This window comes from Actinomadura hibisca NBRC 15177, assembly GCF_001552635.1.
Lineage (GTDB): Bacteria > Actinomycetota > Actinomycetes > Streptosporangiales > Streptosporangiaceae > Spirillospora > Spirillospora hibisca.
On sequence record NZ_BCRO01000039.1, the window covers coordinates 116410 to 134546 of the forward strand.

General features: G+C 73.8%; 11 protein-coding genes and 1 pseudogene. 11 read left to right on the forward strand and 1 reads right to left on the reverse strand.

Going from position 1 to position 18137, the window contains the following annotated elements; all coding sequences use genetic code 11:
- The first annotated feature begins 244 nt into the window (after nt 1–244).
- The 4 genes and pseudogenes from AH6_RS18815 to ilvC all read left to right on the forward strand — a co-directional run bounded on the left by AH6_RS18815 (nt 245) and on the right by ilvC (nt 6730).
- Entirely contained in the window at nt 245–3085 is a 2841-nt protein-coding gene (locus tag AH6_RS18815; RefSeq protein ID WP_067481563.1) for a putative bifunctional diguanylate cyclase/phosphodiesterase, read from the forward strand.
- Nucleotides 3086–3349: 264 nt separating this feature from the next.
- A pseudogene (locus AH6_RS18820) lies at nt 3350–5113 on the forward strand (acetolactate synthase large subunit); the annotation flags it as partial.
- 2 nt (nt 5114–5115) lie between these two features.
- Nucleotides 5116–5640, forward strand: coding sequence for an acetolactate synthase small subunit (gene ilvN / locus AH6_RS18825; protein ID WP_067481567.1), 525 nt, complete (start codon nt 5116–5118; stop codon nt 5638–5640).
- A 106-nt stretch (nt 5641–5746) separates the two neighbouring features.
- Entirely contained in the window at nt 5747–6730 is a 984-nt protein-coding gene (ilvC, locus tag AH6_RS18830) for a ketol-acid reductoisomerase (protein ID WP_067481753.1), read from the forward strand.
- A gap of 81 nt (nt 6731–6811) precedes the next feature.
- Here the strand turns inward: ilvC and AH6_RS18835 are convergent, their stop codons facing one another.
- The gene (locus AH6_RS18835; protein ID WP_067481569.1) at nt 6812–7597 is read right to left on the reverse strand and encodes a hypothetical protein; all 786 of its coding nucleotides are present in this window, start codon (nt 7595–7597) and stop codon (nt 6812–6814) included.
- Between the two features lie 135 nt (nt 7598–7732).
- On the opposite strand from AH6_RS18835, the gene AH6_RS18840 reads away from it, so the two are divergent.
- The 7 genes from AH6_RS18840 to serA all read left to right on the forward strand — a co-directional run bounded on the left by AH6_RS18840 (nt 7733) and on the right by serA (nt 17924).
- A complete protein-coding gene (locus AH6_RS18840; RefSeq protein ID WP_067481571.1) occupies nt 7733–8338 on the forward strand; it encodes a PadR family transcriptional regulator in 606 nt (201 codons plus the stop codon).
- Complete coding sequence (locus AH6_RS18845; RefSeq protein WP_067481573.1) at nt 8335–9048, forward strand: ABC transporter ATP-binding protein; 714 nt, start codon at nt 8335–8337, stop codon at nt 9046–9048. The genes AH6_RS18840 and AH6_RS18845 overlap by 4 nt, the downstream gene beginning before the upstream one ends.
- 5 nt (nt 9049–9053) lie before the next feature.
- Nucleotides 9054–11663: an FtsX-like permease family protein gene (locus AH6_RS18850; RefSeq protein WP_307190392.1), complete on the forward strand. Its 2610-nt coding sequence runs from the start codon at nt 9054–9056 to the stop codon at nt 11661–11663.
- A gap of 245 nt (nt 11664–11908) precedes the next feature.
- Nucleotides 11909–13489 carry a DUF2079 domain-containing protein gene (locus AH6_RS44715; protein ID WP_169807879.1) on the forward strand — a complete coding sequence of 527 codons (1581 nt, stop codon included), beginning with the start codon at nt 11909–11911 and terminating at the stop codon, nt 13487–13489.
- A gap of 345 nt (nt 13490–13834) precedes the next feature.
- A complete protein-coding gene (locus AH6_RS18860; protein ID WP_245679375.1) occupies nt 13835–14479 on the forward strand; it encodes a thymidylate synthase family protein in 645 nt (214 codons plus the stop codon).
- 119 nt (nt 14480–14598) lie between these two features.
- Nucleotides 14599–16047 (forward strand): M1 family metallopeptidase, encoded by a 1449-nt coding sequence (locus AH6_RS18865; RefSeq protein WP_067481579.1) that lies wholly within the window; start codon nt 14599–14601, stop codon nt 16045–16047.
- Nucleotides 16048–16334: 287 nt separating this feature from the next.
- Nucleotides 16335–17924: a phosphoglycerate dehydrogenase gene (gene serA, locus AH6_RS18870; protein WP_067481757.1), complete on the forward strand. Its 1590-nt coding sequence runs from the start codon at nt 16335–16337 to the stop codon at nt 17922–17924.
- The last annotated feature ends 213 nt before the right edge of the window (nt 17925–18137 follow it).

Here is an 18137-nt window from a genome sequence, read left to right on the forward strand (position 1 = left end):
CGTGACCTACGGAACGTACATTGAACATCACGGTGATCCCGCACTGCAGCAACGTCGCTGACCGAGCACCGGCGCAGCCGAGGTGCTCGTCGCGGCCCCGGCGCTCATCCGGCGCGGGGCACGATCCGACAGGTGCCGGGCGTTATCCATGCGCCGGGTGGGATGGACGGGCCGATATCCGGGACGTGATGCGGCGTCCGCGTGGAGCACGGACGCTCCGCTGGGCAGAAAGGGACACGGCGCGATGAGCGGCGAGAACGCCAGGCGGCTGCCGCGACGGGCGGTGCCGGTGGGCACGGTCGCGATCGTCGGGTTGCTCTACGCGGTGGGCTCGCTGCTGGGCTGGGGCGGCACCGCCTTCATCGCCTGGGCCGAGGCCGCCGCCGCGGGCGCGGCCGCCGCCTCCCTGCTGCCGGCCTCCCGGCGGCCCGAGGGCGCGGCCGACGGCTCCGGCGGCACGTTGTGGCGCGCCTCCTGGCGCTGGTACGGCATCGCCGCCGCCTGCTGGACGGTCGGCGCGGTCGGCTCGGCGTTCACCGCCTCGGTGCTGAGCCGCAGCGCGCTGTCGCTCTCGGTCACCGACCTGTTCTACGTCGCGGCCGTGGTCGCGCTGGTGGTGGGCCTGGTCGTGCCGATCAGGCCGTCCCGCGACGCCCGCACCTGGCTGAGATACGCCGCCGACACCTACGTCTGCGCCTGCGCGCTGTTCGTCCTGGGCTGGGTCGGGCTGTTCGGCAACCTGTACCAGCAGTCCGGCGAGACCACCCTGGAATTCCTGCTGGAGCTGCTCTACCCGCTGATCGACATCGTGCTGGTCTGCGGCGCGCTGCCGTTCGCGCTGGGCGCCGGGCGCGGGCACCGGCGGCCCGCCTGGATGGGCTACGGCGCGCTGGTGGCCTTCGCCGCCGCCGACGTGGTGACCACCGTGGTCCGGCTGCGCGGCGGCGCGCCCGCCGACGACCCCGCCGACATCCTGCGCCTGGGCGGCCTGCTGCTCCTGCTGCTGGTGCCGTGGACCGCGCCGCGCCCCGAGGACGAGGCCGACGACGCCGACGGCGACCAGGGCCACGGCCGCATGATCGGCCCCGGCATCACCACCGCCGCGGTCGCCGCCGCGGCCGCGGTGTTCGTGGCCGGGCAGTCGCTGACCGCCTCGCACGGCCTGGAGCCGGTGGTCACCCTGGTCGCCGGGTCGGCCACGGTGGTGCTGCTGGTGCGGCTGGCGGGCCTGCTGCACGAGAACGCCGCGCTGCGCCGCGCCGTCGACACCGGCGAGGACCACTTCCGCGCGCTGTCGGAGAGCATCAACGACGCGGTGCTGATCTGCGATCTGGACGCGGTCGTCCAGTACGCCAGCCAGGGCGCGCTGCGCACCTACCGCTACAGCGCCGACGAGCTGCTGGGCCGCCCCCTCGGCGAGATCATCCACCCCGAGGACCTGCCCCGCGTGCAGGGCGTGTTCGCCGACTTCCTGGACGACGACGCCGGCGACCTCGCCGACCCCGGCTTCGACACGGGCCTGGACACCCTGCGGGTGGCCTGCCGCGTCCGCGCCGCCGACGGCACCTGGCTGCCCACCGAGTCCACCGTGTCGCGCTACAGCGGCACCGGCGAGGCCCCCGGCCGCCTGCTGATCACCACCCGCGACCTCAGCGAGCAGGCCGCCCTCCAGCGCCAGGTCGCGCACCTGACCTTCCACGACGGCCTGACCGGCCTGCCCAACCGCGCCTACTTCGAGGAGCGCACCCGCGAGGTGCTGATCCGGCAGGGCGGCGGCCGCGTCGCGGTGCTGTTCGTCGACCTGGACGGCTTCACCGCCGTCAACGACTCGGCCGGGCACGCCGCCGGCGACCAGGTGCTGGCCCAGGCCGCCCGGCGGCTGCGCGCCACCGTGCAGGCCGACGACACCGTGGCCCGCTGGGGCGGCGACGAGTTCGCCGTGCTGGTGCAGCTCCCCGAGGAGCCGCAGGGCGGCCGCGACTCCCAGACCGCCGTCGAGCTGGCCGAGCGCCTGCTGCGCGTGCTGTCGGCCGACCCCTACCGGGTCGGCAGCAAGGGCATCGTGCTGTCCGCCAGCGTCGGCATCGCCTTCCCCGGCGACGAGGCCCCCGACTCCCCGCGCGACGGCGCGCGCCGGGTCCGCCGCAGCGCCGCCGACCTGATCCGCAACGGCGACCTGGCCATGGCCCGCGCCAAGGAGCTGGGCGGCGGCCGCGTCGAGGTGTTCGCCCCGCACATGCACGCCGACGTCGTGCGCCGCCTGGAGCTCGGCAGCGACCTGCAACGGGCGCTCGCCGAGGAGCAGTTCGCGGTGGAGTTCCAGCCGGTGGTGGAGCTGGCGACCTCCCGGGTGACCGGCGTGGAGGCGCTGGTGCGCTGGTGGCGCGGCACCGAGGCGGTGCCGCCGGAGGAGTTCATCGGGCCCGCCGAGGAGTCCGGCCTGATGATCCCGCTGGGCGACTGGGTGCTGCGCGAGGCGTGCCGCGAGGTGGCCCGCTGGCGCGCCGACGCCTGGGAGGTGACGTTGTCGGTCAACTTCACCGCCCGGCAGATCGCCGCGCCGCGCTTCGTCGAGTCGGTCGCGGCGGCGCTCGCCGACACCGGCCTGCCGCCGCACGCGCTCACCCTGGAGGTGCGCGAGGAGGTGCTGGTCGAGGACGGCGGGCAGAACGCGCGGCGGTTGTCGGCGCTGCGCGACCTCGGCGTGCGCCTGGCCATCGACGACTTCGGCACCGGCTACGCCTCGCTCGCCTACCTCGGCCAGCTCCCGGTGGACATCATCAAGATCGACCCGTCGTTCGTGGCGGGCCTCGGCCGCGACGAGACCCTCACCCTGCTCACCCGCACCATCGTGCGGCTGGGCCGCGACCTCGGCCTCACCGTGGTGGCCGAGGGCATCGAGCGCCCCGAGCAGCTGGAGCTGCTGCGCGAGATGGAGTGCCCGCGCGGCCAGGGCTACCTGGTGGCGCGGCCGATGGCGGCGGGCCGGGTGGAGTCGCTGGTGCGCACCAACCTGGGCCCCCGCGACGGCGCGCAGGGCCCGTCCCCGCTGCCGCTGGAGGGCTCGGCGCTGCCCGCGGGCTGACCCGCCGTCCGAACCGGCGCCGTCTCGAACTGTGAGACGATATGTCCACGGATTTGACCAGCGGCGGGAAGTCGGCGAAAGTGGGCACCGTGCAGAACAGCTCCATCATCCTCGTAGTACTTGGTCGGCGCGCAGGCTGATCAAGTCTTTCCACCTGCGCGCGCCCCTCGACCGCCATCCGGCGGCGGGGGTTTTTTGTTGGCCGTGTGACCTTCGAACGATCACCCGTTCCCAGGAGCACAGACTTCTCCCCAAGGAAACTGGAACATGACGACCGAACAGATGACGGGAGCCCAAGCGCTGGTCCGCGCCCTGGAGAACGTCGGCGTCGACACGGTGTTCGGCATTCCCGGAGGAGCGATCCTCCCCGCGTACGACCCGCTCTTCGACTCGGAGAAGGTCCGCCACATCCTGGTCCGCCACGAGCAGGGCGCCGGGCACGCCGCGCAGGGCTACGCGATGGTCACCGGCAAGGTCGGCGTGTGCATGGCCACCAGCGGGCCGGGCGCCACCAACCTGGTCACCCCGATCTCCGACGCCTACATGGACTCGGTGCCGATCGTGGCGATCACCGGGCAGGTGGCCAGCGCCTCCATCGGCACCGACGCCTTCCAGGAAGCCGACATCGCGGGCATCACGATGCCGATCACCAAGCACAACTTCCTGGTCACGCGGGCCGAGGACATCGCGCGCACGATCGTGGAGGCGTTCCACATCGCCTCGACCGGCCGGCCCGGCCCGGTCCTGGTGGACATCTCCAAGGACGCGCTGCAGGCCACCTTCGGCTTCCAGTGGCCGGTCCAGATGCAGCTGCCCGGCTACCGCCCGGTCACCCGGCCGCACTCCAAGCAGGTCCGCGAGGCCGCCAAGCTGATCGTCGAGGCCGAGCGGCCGGTGCTGTACGTCGGCGGCGGCGTCATCAAGGCGGGCGCGGCGGCCGAGCTGAAGGTGCTGACCGAGCTGACCGGCGCGCCGGTCGTCACCACCCTGATGGCCAAGGGCGCGCTGCCCGACAGCCACCCCCAGCACATGGGCATGCCCGGCATGCACGGCAGCGTCGGCGCGGTCGGCGCGCTCCAGAAGGCCGACCTGCTGGTCACCCTGGGCGCGCGCTTCGACGACCGGGTCACCGGCAAGCTCGACGGGTTCGCGCCGCACGCCAAGGTCGTGCACGCCGACATCGACCCGGCCGAGATCTCCAAGAACCGGCACGCCGACGTCCCGATCGTCGGCGACGCGCGCGAGGTCATCGCCGACCTGATCGTGGCGGTGCAGGCCGAGCACGACGCCGGCCGCAAGGGCGACTACGCCGACTGGTGGCGCCAGCTCAACGCCTGGCGCGAGACCTACCCGCTGGGCTACGACGAGCCCTCGGACGGCTCGTTGTCGCCGCAGCAGGTCATCGAGCGCATCGGCAGGCTGGTCGGCCCGGACGCCTACTACGTGGCGGGCGTCGGCCAGCACCAGATGTGGACCGCGCAGTTCATCAAGTACGAGCGGCCCGGCGCCTTCCTCAACTCCGGCGGCGCGGGCACCATGGGCTACGCCGTCCCGGCCGCGATGGGCGCCAAGGTCGGCGCGCCCGGCACCCAGGTGTGGGCCATCGACGGCGACGGCTGCTTCCAGATGACCAACCAGGAGCTGGCCACCTGCGCGATCGAGGGCATCCCCGTCAAGATCGCGGTCATCAACAACGGCAACCTCGGCATGGTCCGGCAGTGGCAGACGCTGTTCTACAACGAGCGCTACTCCAATACCCGGCTGAAGGGCGCCGCCGCCGACGCCAAGTACATCCCCGACTTCGTCAAGCTCGCCGACGCGCACGGCTGCGTGGGGCTGCGCTGCGACAACGCCGAGGACCTGGACGCGGTCATCGCCAAGGCCATGGAGATCGACGACGCCCCCGTGGTGATCGACTTCGTGGTGCACCAGGACGCGATGGTGTGGCCCATGGTCGCCGCCGGCACCGGCAACGACGACATCAAGATCGCGCGCGACCTCGCCCCCGACTGGGAGAACGGAGACTGACGATGAGCCTGCACACCCTGTCAGTGCTGGTGGAGAACAAGCCGGGCATCCTGGCGCGGGTCGCGGCCCTGTTCTCCCGGCGCGGGTTCAACATCGAGTCGCTGGCCGTGGGCACCACCGAGCACCCGGAGATCTCCCGGATGACGATCGTGGTGAACGTCGAGGAGCTCCCGCTGGAGCAGGTCACCAAGCAGCTCAACAAGCTGATCAACGTCCTGAAGATCGTGGAGCTGGACACGACGCAGTCGGTGCAGCGCGAGCTGCTGCTGGTGAAGGTGCGCGCCGACGCCGACACCCGGTCCCAGGTGCTGGAGACCGTGCAGCTGTTCCGCGCCAAGGTCGTGGACGTCGCGCCGGACGCGGTGACCATCGAGATCACCGGCAACCGCGACAAGCTGGACGCGTTCATCCGCATCCTGGAGCCGTTCGGCATCAAGGAGCTGGTGCAGTCGGGCATGGTGGCCATCGGGCGCGGCGCGCGCTCCATCACCGACCGCTCGCTGCGCGCCATCGAACGCAGCGCCTGACCCGGCGCACCCGCCTACACCCACAGACACGGCGCCGGGCCCGCGCCACCGCGCGCGGGCCACGGGCGACCCGTACCGAGAGAAAGGCAACAGCACAGTGGCCGAGATGTTTTATGACAACGACGCGGACCTGAGCATCATCCAGGGCCGGCACGTCGCGGTCATCGGGTACGGCAGCCAGGGCCACGCGCACGCCCTGTCCCTGCGCGACTCCGGTGTGGACGTCCGCATCGGCCTGCCCGAGGGCTCCAAGAGCCGGGAGAAGGCCGAGGCCGAGGGCCTGCGCGTGCTGACCCCGGCCGAGGCGGCCGAGGAGGCCGACCTGATCATGATCCTGGCGCCGGACCACCTCCAGCGCGGGATCTACGAGAACGACATCAAGCCCGCGCTGGTCGAGGGCGACGCGCTGTTCTTCGGCCACGGCCTGAACATCCGCTACGGCCTCATCGAGCCGCCGGAGGGCGTGGACGTGGCCATGGTCGCGCCCAAGGGGCCGGGCCACCTGGTGCGCCGCCAGTTCGCCGCCGGCCGCGGCGTGCCGGTGATCGTGGCGGTGGAGAAGGACCCGTCGGGCAACGCCTGGCCGCTGGCGCTGTCCTACGCCAAGGCCATCGGCGGCCTGCGCGCGGGCGGCATCAGGACCACCTTCACCGAGGAGACCGAGACCGACCTGTTCGGCGAGCAGGCCGTGTTGTGCGGCGGCGCCGCCGAGCTGGTCAAGACCGGCTTCGAGGTGCTGACCGAGGCGGGCTACCAGCCCGAGGTCGCCTACTTCGAGTGCCTGCACGAGCTGAAGCTGATCGTGGACCTCATGTACGAGGGCGGCATCTCCAAGATGTACTGGTCGGTGTCCGACACCGCCGAGTACGGCGGCTACACCCGCGGCCCGCGCGTCATCAACGCCGAGACCAAGGCGGAGATGAAGCGCATCCTGGCCGAGATCCAGTCCGGCGAGTTCGCCAAGGAGCTGGTGGCCGAGTTCGAGGGCGGCCAGGTGCAGTTCGGCAAGTACCGCCAGGAGCTGGCCGAGCACCCGATCGAGAAGACCGGCGGCGCGCTGCGCCCGATGATGAGCTGGCTGAACGACTGAGCCGGTCCCGTCCCGACGACCGCCGCGCCCGGAGCCTTCCGGGCGCGGCGGTCGTGTTCCACCACCCGGCCGGCGGCCGTTTCAGCGCACCAGCCGCCGCCGGATCTTGGTGCGCAACGGCGCGGGCCTGACCGCGCCCCGCACCAGCACCGCCAGGTGCCCGCCCTTGGTGAGGTAGACGGTCGCCTCGTCGCCGGAGCCGAGCGTCCTGGACTGCGGCTCGGTCCTCAGCCTCGGGCCGCGCACGGTGCCGAAGCGCGCCTCGCGCGTCACCCCGAGGGCGGTGGCCGCCACGTACACGTCCCAGCGGCCCGGCCCCGGCACGTCCATGTCGGCGACGGCCTCGAAGCCGTCCTCGCACGGCTCGGCGGCGATGCGGTGCTCGGTCCTGCTCCGCCGCTCGCGCAGCACGACGTCCACCGCCGTGCGGTGCGTCTCGATGCGTTCCAGGCGCGCGAGCCCGCGGACGCGCACCTCGCGCTTGTTCTGCCAGCACACCGCGTCCAGCCGGTGCTCGACGCCGACCTCGGCGGTGATGTCGGCGTCCTGGCGGGGGACGCCGCGCAGGTAGGGGTACAGGGCGTAGACGCGGCCGCCGACCACGACGGCGCCCGCCGGGCTGCCGCGCACCTCGTCGCGGATGAGGCGTTCCAGCTCCTCGCGCAGCCCGTTCTGGATGCAGAACGCCCGCAGCCGGTAGGAGGCGGGGAGGGCGGCGCGCGCGGCGTCGCTCAGGCCGCCGTCGCCGAGGACGCGGCGGGTGCCGTCCACCAGGCGGTCGCGTTGCGCGCGGCCCAGGTCCAGGAAGCGGTGGTCGTACACGCGGAGGACGTCGCGCAGGACGCTGACGGTGCAGTCCGAGGTCACGGGGGTTCTCCAGGTCGGCGGGGCTTTTCACGGTAGGCCCCGGGCTGATCGCGCACAGTGAAACACGGTGACGCGTCGCGGCGCGTACATACTGAGTATTGCCAAGGGGATACTCGGTATGCATACTTGGTATCCATGTCCATCCGTCACGGCCTCCTGGCCCTCCTCTCCCACGGCCCTCGCTACGGCTACCAGCTGCGCGCCGAGTTCGAGACCGCCACGGGCGCGACCTGGCCGCTCAACATCGGGCAGGTGTACTCCACGCTGTCGCGGCTGGAGCGCGACGAGCTGGTCGTCCGGGTCGGCGCCGACGACGAGGGCCGCCTCGTCTACCGCGTCACCCCGGCCGGGGAGGCGGAGGTGCGGCGCTGGTTCGCCACGCCCGTCGCCCGCGCCGACCGGCCCCGCGACGAGCTGGCGATCAAGCTGGCGATGGCCGTCACCGCGCCCGGCGTGGACGTCGGCCGGGTCGTGCAGACCCAGCGCACCGCCACGCTGCGCTCGTTGCAGGACCTCACCCGCCTCAAGCGCGACGCGCCCGCCGCCCCGGCCGACGCCGGCGACCGCGCCTGGCGGCTGGTCCTCGAATCGATGATCTTCCAGGCCGAGGCCGAGGTGCGCTGGCTGGACCACTGCGAGAGCTACCTGGCGCGCCTGGGCCCGCTCCCGGCGGCGGAGCCCGCCCCGGCTTCCGATCCCGCCCAGGCCGCCGCCCCCGACGACGAGGAGGCGCGCCGATGAGCGTCCTGATCATGGACCGGGTCGCGCGCGACCACGGCTCCGGCGCGGGCCTGGTGCACGCGCTGCGCGACTTCAGCCTGCGGCTCGACCCCGGCGAGTTCGTCGCGGTCATGGGCCCGTCGGGCTCGGGAAAATCCACCCTGCTGACGCTGGCCGGGGGCCTGGACACCCCCACCTCCGGGCAGGTGCTGGTCGAGGGCGTCGACCTCGGCGCGCTGCCGCGCGCGGGCGTCGCCCGGATGCGCCGCCAGCGGATCGGCTACGTCTTCCAGGACCTCAACCTGATCCCCAGCCTGACGGCCGCCGAGAACGTCATGCTGCCGCGCGAGCTGGACGGCGTGCGCGCCCGCCAGGCCCGGCGCGAGGCCGTGCACGCGCTCGCCGAGGTCGGCGTCCCCGAGCTGGCCGACCGTTTCCCCGAGGACATGTCGGGCGGCCAGCAGCAGCGGGTGGCCATCGCCCGCGCGCTGGCGGGGGACCGGCGGCTGGTGCTGGCCGACGAGCCCACCGGCGCGCTGGACAGCCACACCGGCGAGGAGGTCATGCGGATCCTGCGGGGCCGCTGCGACGCGGGCGCGGCCTGCCTGATGGTCACCCACGAGTCCCGGCACGCCGCCTGGGCCGACCGCGTGGTCTTCCTGCGCGACGGCCGCATGGTGGACGGCACCGGCCCGCGCCCCGGCCCCGAGACGCTGCTGGAGGCCCGGTGAGCGGCATGAGGGCGGCGTACCGGATCGCCTGGCGCGACGCGCGCCGCTCCAGGGGCCGCACCGCGCTGGTGCTGGCCATGATCGGCCTGCCGGTGCTGGTGGTCAGCACGATGGCGGTGCTGCTGCGGACCGGCGAGTGGACGCCGCGCGAGGCGCTGCCGTACGAGATCGGCCGGGCCGACGCGCGGCTCACCGGCACCGCCCGGACACCCGTCAACCAGCTGCCCGACGACGACGGCGCCACCTTCTTCCGGGAGGGGGAGGCAGGGCCCGGCGGCGACGAGCGCCCCTGGACGACGCCGGAGATCCAGCGCGAGGCCGCCGCCCGGTTCGGGCCGTCCGCCCGCCTGGTCCCGATCGGCGTCCGGAAGGAGGCCGTGCGCACGCCACGCGGCTCCCGCCAGGCCGAGGTGACCGAGACCGACGCGCGCGACCCGCTGCTGCGCGGCATGTTCGAGGTCAGGAAGGGGCGGCTGCCCGCCGCGCCCGACGAGATCGCGCTCGGGCCGGTGTTCGAGAAGGGCGGGTTCCGGCTGGGCGCGCCGGTGCGGGTGGGCCGGGACGGCACGGCCAAGAAGCTGGTCGGGTTCGTGGCCGCGCCACGCGCCCCCAAGGAGGCCACCGCCCTCCTCCTGCCCGGCGCGCTGCCCGCCCGGCAGGCCGACCGGCCGCAGTGGCTGCTGGCGGCGGGCAAGCCGGTGACCTGGTCCGACGTCAAGGGGCTCAACGCCGAGGGGATCACCGCCCTGTCGCGTGCGGTGGTCCTCGACCCGCCGCCCGGCGAGCCCTCCTCGCGGGGCGGCGGCACGGACGCGTCCGGCGTCGCCGTCGTGGCCATGGCCGTCGCGATGATCGTGCTGGAGATCGTGCTGCTGGCCGGCCCGGCGTTCGCGGTGGGGCTGCGCCGCCAGCGCCGCCAGCTCGCGCTGGTCGCGGCCGTCGGCGGCGACGCGCCGCACCTGCGCGCGGTGGTGCTGGCGAGCGGCGTGGTCATCGGCGGCGCCGCGGCCCTGCTCGGCACGGCGGGCGGGATCGCGGCGGCCGGGCTCGCCGCGTGGACGCTGAACCCGCGGACGGCCGAGCCGTTCGGCCCGTTCGAGGTGCCCTGGGGGCTGCTGGCGGCGACGATGCTGCTCGGCGCGGGCAGCGGCGTGCTCGCCGCGCTCGCCCCGGCGCTCCAGGCGGCGCGGATGGACGTGGTGGCCGCGCTGGCGGGCCGCCGCGACCGCGCGCCCGCCCGCCGGGGCTGGCCGATCGCCGGTGGCCTGCTGATCGCGGCGGGGATGGCGCTCAGCCTGGTCGGGGTGCGGTGGTGGCGGGAGTACGGCGCGGCCTTCGGCACCGTCGCGATCATCATCGGCTGCGTCATGGTCGGCCCGTGGGTGGTCGGCCTGGCCGGGCGCGCCGCCGGGGCGCTGCCGCTGCCGCTGCGCCTGGCGGTCCGCGACGGCGCGCGCAACCGGGGCCGGGCCGCCCCCGCCGTCGCCGCGATCATGACGGCGGTCGCCGGGCTCACCGTGCTGGCGATCGGCGCGGCCAGCGACTTCGCGCAGAACCGGGTCGAGTACCGGCCGCGGCTGCCCGACGGGTCGGCGCTGCTGCGCGCGCAGGACGGCCGGGAGGACGGCGTCCGGCAGGCGCTGGCGCGCGAGCTGCCCGGCGTCCCGGCGGTCCCGCTGCGCGGCCTGCCCGGCCCGGACTCCTCCTGCCTGAGCCCGACGCCGTGCCCGCTGGCCTCCTTCCCCGCCCACGCGGACGACGGCGTCGCCGACAACGTGGTCGGCGGGGCGCGCGAGGCGCGGCTGCTGCTCGGCCGGGACGTGCCGGAGGTGACCGGCGCGCTGGCGGCGGGCAAGGTCGTGCTGTTCGGCGCGCCGCCGCCGGCCGGGAACACGATCGACGTCGATGTCAGCGTCTACGAGAACGACCGGCTCAAGAAGCTGCGCGCCGTCACCGGCGTCCCGGCGGTCGCCGTCCGCGCCGACGCGCACGTGGGCGCGCTGGTGCCGCCGCGCGTCGCCGCCCGCTTCGGGCTGCCCCTGCAGACCAGGGGGTTCGGCGTGGACCGCGCCGACCACCGGATCACCAGGGACGAGCAGGACCGGCTGGCCGAGCGCCTCGCCGGAGCCCCCGGGGGAGCGGAAGGGGTGCTCGACGCGATCTACGTCGAGCGCGGTTTCACCAGCTCCAACACCCTGCCCCTGCTGCTGATGGCGCTGGCGGGCGCGGTGCTGGCGCTCGGCGGCTCCCTGATCGCCACCGGCCTGTCGGCCGCCGACTCCCGGCCCGACCTCGCGACCCTCGCCGCGATCGGCGCGCGCCCGCGCACCCGGCGGCTGCTGATGATGGGCCAGGCCGGGTTCATCGCCGTCCTCGGCTGCTGGCTCGGCATCGCGGCCGGGCTGGTGCCGGGCATCGCGGTGGCGCGCCCGCTCACCACCCCCGAGACCGTTCCACCGGGCGAGCAGTCGGCCGGCCTGGCGCACGGCGTGATTGTGGACATCCCGTGGACCACGCTCAGCCTGATCGGGATCGTGGTGCCGCTGGTCGCGATGGCGGCGGCGGGGCTGTTCACCCGGTCGCGGCTGCCGCTGGCACGCCGGACGGCCGCCTGACCCGCCCGGCCCGACCCCTCTGCCCGACCCACCCAATCTGTCCGCCCTGCCCGTCCGCCCGGTCCGCCTGCCCTGCCCGTCCGCCCGGTCCGCCTGCCCTGCCCGTCCGGTCCACGCGCCTGGTCCACGCGCCTGGGCGTCCTGCTCGGTCTGCCTGCTCGGTTCATCCACTCGGTCCATCCGCCCGGCGTGCCGTTGGGCGGGTGGATCGGGCGTGTGCCGGGAGGCTGGTAGCCTCCTGGCGCGTGGCTGAGGCGGTAGCGGTGGAGCGGAAGACCGAGCGGGCCCCGTCGTCGTCCCCCCGGAGGTCCCGGCGCGCGCCGGTGGGCCTGGGCCTGGCGGTCGTGCTCGCGGCGGCGGTCTACGCGACCTACTCGCTGGTGCGGCTGTGGCGGTTCCGGGCCAGCACCTACGATCTGGTGATCTTCGACCAGGCGGTCCGTTCCTACAGCCGCCTCGACCCGCCGATCGCGATGGTCAAGGGTGTGCACAACGGCTTCGGGCCGGACTTCTCCATCCTCGGCGACCACTTCTCGCCGATCCTGGCCGTGCTCGCCCCCTTCTACCGGCTGCACGACGGCCCGGAGACGCTGCTGGTGGCGCAGGCGGTGCTGTTCGCGCTGGCGATCGTGCCGATCTGGGCCTACACCGCCCGCCATGCCGGCCCGCGCGCCGCCCACTGCGCGGCCGGGGCCTACGCGCTGTCGTGGCCGGTCGCCGAGGCGCTGGCCTTCGACTTCCACGAGGTCGCCTTCGTCCCGGTGTTGTCGGCGCTCATGGTGGAGCGGCACGACGCGGGCCGCCGGTGGCAGGCCGCGCTCGCCGCGTCCGGCCTGCTGCTGGTCAAGGAGGACATGGGCCTGCTGCTGGTCGGCTTCGGCCTGTACCTGCTGACCCGGCGCGGCGAGCGCCGCCGGGCCGCCGGGTACGTGGCGGTGGGCCTGGCCGCCACGTGGGTGTCGTCGAAGGTGCTGATCGCGGCGTTCGGCGGCGACAACGACTACTACTGGGCCTACGGGTCGCTCGGCCGGGACATGCCCGACGTCGCCGTGCACCTGCTGACCCACCCCTGGGACGCGCTGGTCGCGCTGGGCACGCCGCCGATGAAGCTCACCACGCTGGCGGTCCTGCTGCTGCCGCTGCTGTTGTTGCCGCTGGCCTCCCCGCTGACCCTCACCGCCGTGCCGCTGCTGGCCGAGCGGATGCTGGCCGACCGGTTCGCCAACTGGTGGGAGCCCAAGTACCACTACAACGCGTTCCTGATCGCGGTGCTGGTCATGGCGTCGGTGGACGGCGCGCTCCGGCTGCACCGGCTGCTCGCCCCGCGCCTGCGCGGCCCGTCCCGGGGCGGCCCGTCCCCGCGTGGCTCCTCCCCGCGCGGCCTCCCGGACCGGCTGCGCCGCGCGGCGGGCCGCCGCGCGCCCGTCCCGGCGGTCACCGGGGCGCTGGGCGTGGTCCTGCTGGCGACGATGGCGACGGTGCCGTTCTTCGCGCTCGGCGACCTCGCCCGGCCCTCCTTCTACGGGACGGACGAGCGCGGCCGGGCCGCCGCCCGCGCCGCCGCGCTGGTCCCCGACGGCGCGCTGGTGGAGTCGGCCAACTCCGTCGGGCCCGCCCTGTCGGGGCGGGCGCGGGTGTTGCTGTGGGACCGCGAGCCGCGCCGCGCGCCGTGGGTGGTGGCCGACGTGGGGGCGTGGACGTTCCCGTTCCGCGACCTCGGCGAGCAGCGTCAGCGAGTGGAGACGCTGCGCGACCAGGGGTACCGCGAGGTGTTCCGGGGTTCGGGTTATGTGGTGCTGCACCGGGACGTTCCCGATCCCTGGTGACGGGCGCGGCGGCGGCCGCCACTTTCGGCGCGCCGATTTGGATGATCCGTCCACTAGGTGGTCACGACCGAGAATTGCCCTATCGCTTTGGCATTCTTTGTCCGATACTTGGGTAAAAGTCGCATCAGCGGTGGTGATCCCCGGCGCACCAGCGAAAACCCGCCGGTGACCCGTGCCGCGGCGGCGGTGGGGCGGAAGAGATGAATGTCCATCAACTTCACGGGAGCCGGGGGCCCGACAGGACACCGGGGCCGCAATTGGTTTCCGGGAGCGCATTCCCCCTGGCAGGTAATTCCCCGCTCCGCAATGCGGACTCCGGGGCGGAAAATGGCGGGGAGTCGTGACATGGCGACCGCCGATCGGGCCGTCCGCCGCTGGGAGACCTGCGGGCTGGCGTGGGCGGCCCTGCTGCGCCACGTCTGGACCGCCGGCGAGGCCGGTCTGGAGGACCGCGGCCCGATCATCGAGGGCCCGCCGATCCTGTTCGAGATCTCCTCGCTGAGCTGGGAGGACCCCCTGCTCCAGCGGTACGGCGACCGCGCCCGGCTGGCCCGCTGGTCGCGCGAGCGCACGCGCCGGGAGCGGCCGGGGGAGTACGGCGTCCGGCTGCGCGACCTGCACGGGGTGGACCAGCTGCGCTGGGTCGCCGACCTGCTGCGCGCCCGGCCCTGGACCACCAGCGCGTGGATCTCGCTGACGGTGCCGGGGGAGGCGGCCGACACCGTGCCGTGCCTGGCCGCGCTGTCGTTCCGCATCCGCGGCTACCGGCTGATCATGACGGCGATGTTCCGCTCGCAGAACGTCTACCGGGCCTACCTGTCCTACATCCCGCTGCGCGGCGTCCAGATGGAAGTCGCCGAGGGGCTGGGGCTGTCGGCGGGGCCGCTGCGGGTGTTCGTGGACGTGCCGCACGTGGAGGTGGCCGACGCCGACCGGGTCGCCGCCGTGCTGGCCGCCCTGCCCGAGCCCGAGGAGCCGAACGCGGCCTGAGCCCCGAGCGGTGCCGGGCGGCCCGTGTGAGCGCCGTCACGGGCGTGTTGCCTGTTTATTTCATACTTTTCCAGTAGGTTAACTCTCCAATCCCTCCCTCCCCCAAGGAGCTGAGCGCATTGGGCAACACCAGCACGCGGATCGCGACCCGTTCCGCAGGCGTGGCCGTGAGCGCCGCCGTCGTCCTGGCCGGCGGCGCGCTCACCGGCGCGGCACAGGCCGCACCCCCGCACGCGGGCCCCGGCTCGTCCGGCGTAGGCGACCCCTACTATCCCGAATACGGCAACGGCGGCTACGACGTCTCCCACTACGGCCTGAAGCTGAAGTACCAGCCCGCCACCGACCGGCTCGACGGCACCGCCACCGTCACCGCCCGCACCACCCAGGCCCTGACCAGCTTCAACCTGGACTTCGGCCTCAAGGTCACCGGCGTCACCGTCAACGGCCGCCGCGCCGCCTTCCGCACCGCGAGCGCGCACGAGCTGGTCATCACCCCCGCCCGGCCGCTGCGCAAGGGCCAGCGCGTCACCACCGTGGTCACCTACGGCGACACGCCCGGCCAGGTCAAGGTCAGCGGCATCACCAGCTGGCACCGCTCCCCGGACGGCGGTGCGGTCGCCGCCAACGAGCCCGAGAGCGCCTGGTGGTGGTTCCCCAGCAACGACCACCCCACCGACAAGGCCACCTACGACGTGTCGGTCACCGTCCCCGACGGCTACCAGGCCGTCAGCAACGGCCGCGCCACCGGGACGCGCCGCGCGGGCGGCTGGACCCGCTACGACTGGCGCGAGCACCGGCCGCAGGCCAGCTACCTCGCCACGCTCGCGGTGGGCAAGTTCGACGTCACCACCTCGCGCGCGCCCAACGGCCTGCCGGTCGTCAACGCCTACAGCCGCGACCTGCCCGCCGACGTGCGCAAGAACGCCCAGCAGAGCCTGGAGCGCAGCGCCGAGGTCGTGCAGTGGGGCAGCAAGGTGTTCGGCCCCTATCCGTTCGACGCGCTGGGCGGCTACGTGCCCAACGTCAAGGCCGGGTTCGCGCTGGAGACCCAGACCCGCCCGTTCTACAGCCCGGCGTTCTTCCGCAAGGGCCCCAACGTGGACGTGGTCGTGCACGAGCTGGCCCACCAGTGGTTCGGCGACAGCGTCTCGCTGCGCACCTGGCGCGACATCTGGCTGAACGAGGGCTTCGCCTCCTACGCCGAGTGGCTCTGGTCGGAGCAGCACGGCGGCGACAGCGCCCAGAAGTGGGCCGACCGCACCTACGCCCAGTACGCCGCGGGCGACAAGTTCTGGCAGGTCAAGCCGGGCGACCCCGGCGCGGCCAACCAGTTCCACGGCGCGGTCTACGACCGCGGCGCGCTGGCCGTCCACGCCCTGCGCGCCGCCGTGGGCGACCGGGACTTCTTCCGCATCGTGAGGTCCTGGACCGCCGCCAAGCGGAACGGCACCGCCACCATCGAGGAGTTCGTCGCACACGCCGAGCGCGTCTCCGGCGAGCGCCTTGACCAGGTCTTCCGGACCTGGCTGTTCACGCCGGGCAGGCCCGCCAAGGGCCCCGGCCACTAGCGGCCGCTCCCCGCCCGGGTGCGGGGCGCCCCCTCCTCTGGTGTCCCGCACCCCCCACCGCTCCGGCCCGTTCCCGCCCCCCGGGAACGGGCCGGAGCCTTGCACGGGGTCTCTTACCTGGCAAAGAGCCCTCCAGGTGACATTCGGCTCGTTCCGGGGTGTGTCGCCTCGCTCGCGAAGCGGCGGCCCCGGGAGGGATAGACTCGGGCGCAGGCGGGGGACACGACGAGGTGGACTCGCGCATTCACGGCAACCCGCACCGCACCTACGTTCCGAAGGACTGTTCCTTGAGCAAGCCCGTCGTCCTCGTCGCAGAAGAACTCTCCCCGGCCGGCATCGCCGTCCTCGAATCCGACTTCGAGGTCCGGCACGTCGACGGCGCCGACCGCGCCGCGCTGCTGCCCGCCGTCGAAGACGTCGACGCGCTGATCGTCCGCAGCGCCACCAAGGTCAACGCCGAGGTGTTCCAGCACGCCCGCAAGCTGCGCGTGGTCGCCCGCGCGGGCGTCGGCCTGGACAACGTCGACGTCGAGGCCGCCACCAAGGCCGGCGTCATGGTCGTCAACGCGCCCACCTCCAACATCGTCACCGCCGCCGAGCACGCCGTCGCGCTGCTGCTGGCCACCGCGCGCAACGTGCCGCAGGGCCACGCCGCCCTCAAGCAGGGCGAGTGGAAGCGCTCCAAGTACACCGGCGTCGAGCTCCAGGGCAAGACCGTCGGCGTCCTCGGCCTCGGCCGCATCGGCGTGCTGGTCGCCCAGCGTCTGGCCGCCTTCGACATGAACGTGGTCGCCTACGACCCGTACGTGCAGGCCGCCCGCGCCGCCCAGCTCGGCGTCAAGCTCGTCACCCTCGACGAGCTGCTGCAGGGCAGCGACTTCATCACCGTGCACCTGCCCAAGACGCCCGAGACCCTCGGCCTCATCGGCGACAAGGAGCTGCACGAGGTCAAGCCCAGCGTGCGGATCGTCAACGCCGCGCGCGGCGGCATCGTGGACGAGGCCGCGCTCGACCTCGCCCTCAAGGACGGCCGCGTGGCCGGCGCCGGCATCGACGTGTTCTCCACCGAGCCGTGCACCGACAGCCCGCTGTTCCACCACGACAACGTCGTGGTCACCCCGCACCTGGGCGCCAGCACCCACGAGGCGCAGGAGAAGGCCGGCACCCAGGTCGCCCGCTCGGTGAAGCTGGCGCTGTCGGGCGAGTTCGTGCCCGACGCCGTCAACGTCCAGGGCGGCGCGGTCGCCGAGGACGTCAAGCCGGGCCTGCCGCTGGCCGAGAAGCTCGGCCGCATCTTCACCGCGCTGGCCGGCGGCGTGCCGGTGCGCTTCGACGTGGTGGTGCGCGGCGAGATCGCCGAGCACGACGTCAAGGTGCTGGAGCTGGCCGCGCTCAAGGGCGTGTTCGTGGACGTGACCGAGGAGGCGGTGACCTTCGTCAACGCCCCGCTGCTGGCCCGCGACCGCGGCGTCGAGGTCACCCTCACCACCACCGAGGACAGCCCCGACTGGCGCAACGTCGTGCAGGTGCGCGGCACCATGGGCGACGGCACCGTGGTCTCGGTGTCGGGCACCCTGACCGGGCCCAAGCACATCGAGCGCATCATCGAGGTCAACGGCTACGACATGGAGCTGGTGCCCACCGCGCACATGGGCTTCTTCGCCTACACCGACCGGCCCGGCATCGTCGGCACCGTCGGCAAGCTGCTGGGCGACGCGGGCGTCAACATCGCCAGCATGCAGGTCGGCCGGGACGTCAAGGGCGGCAAGGCGCTGATCGCGCTGACCGTCGACTCGGCGATCCCGACCCAGCTGGTGGACGCCATCTGCGCCGAGGTCGGCGCCGACGCCGGCCGCCGGGTGGACCTGGAGGCCTGAGCCCCCACCGCGACACCGCGAGCGCCGCGTCCCCGATCCTGGGGACGCGGCGTTCCGCGTTTCCGCAGCTCAACGCGTTGACTGTCTCACCATGTGGGAAGTTCGGCCACCGCTCGGGACACCCGGCGAACCCGAAGGTACCGTGACTGGTAGCCGAGCGGCGCTTCGTAGTGACCCTTCGCAGCCGCGCGGGCCGGCCGGCGGGCCGTGTGA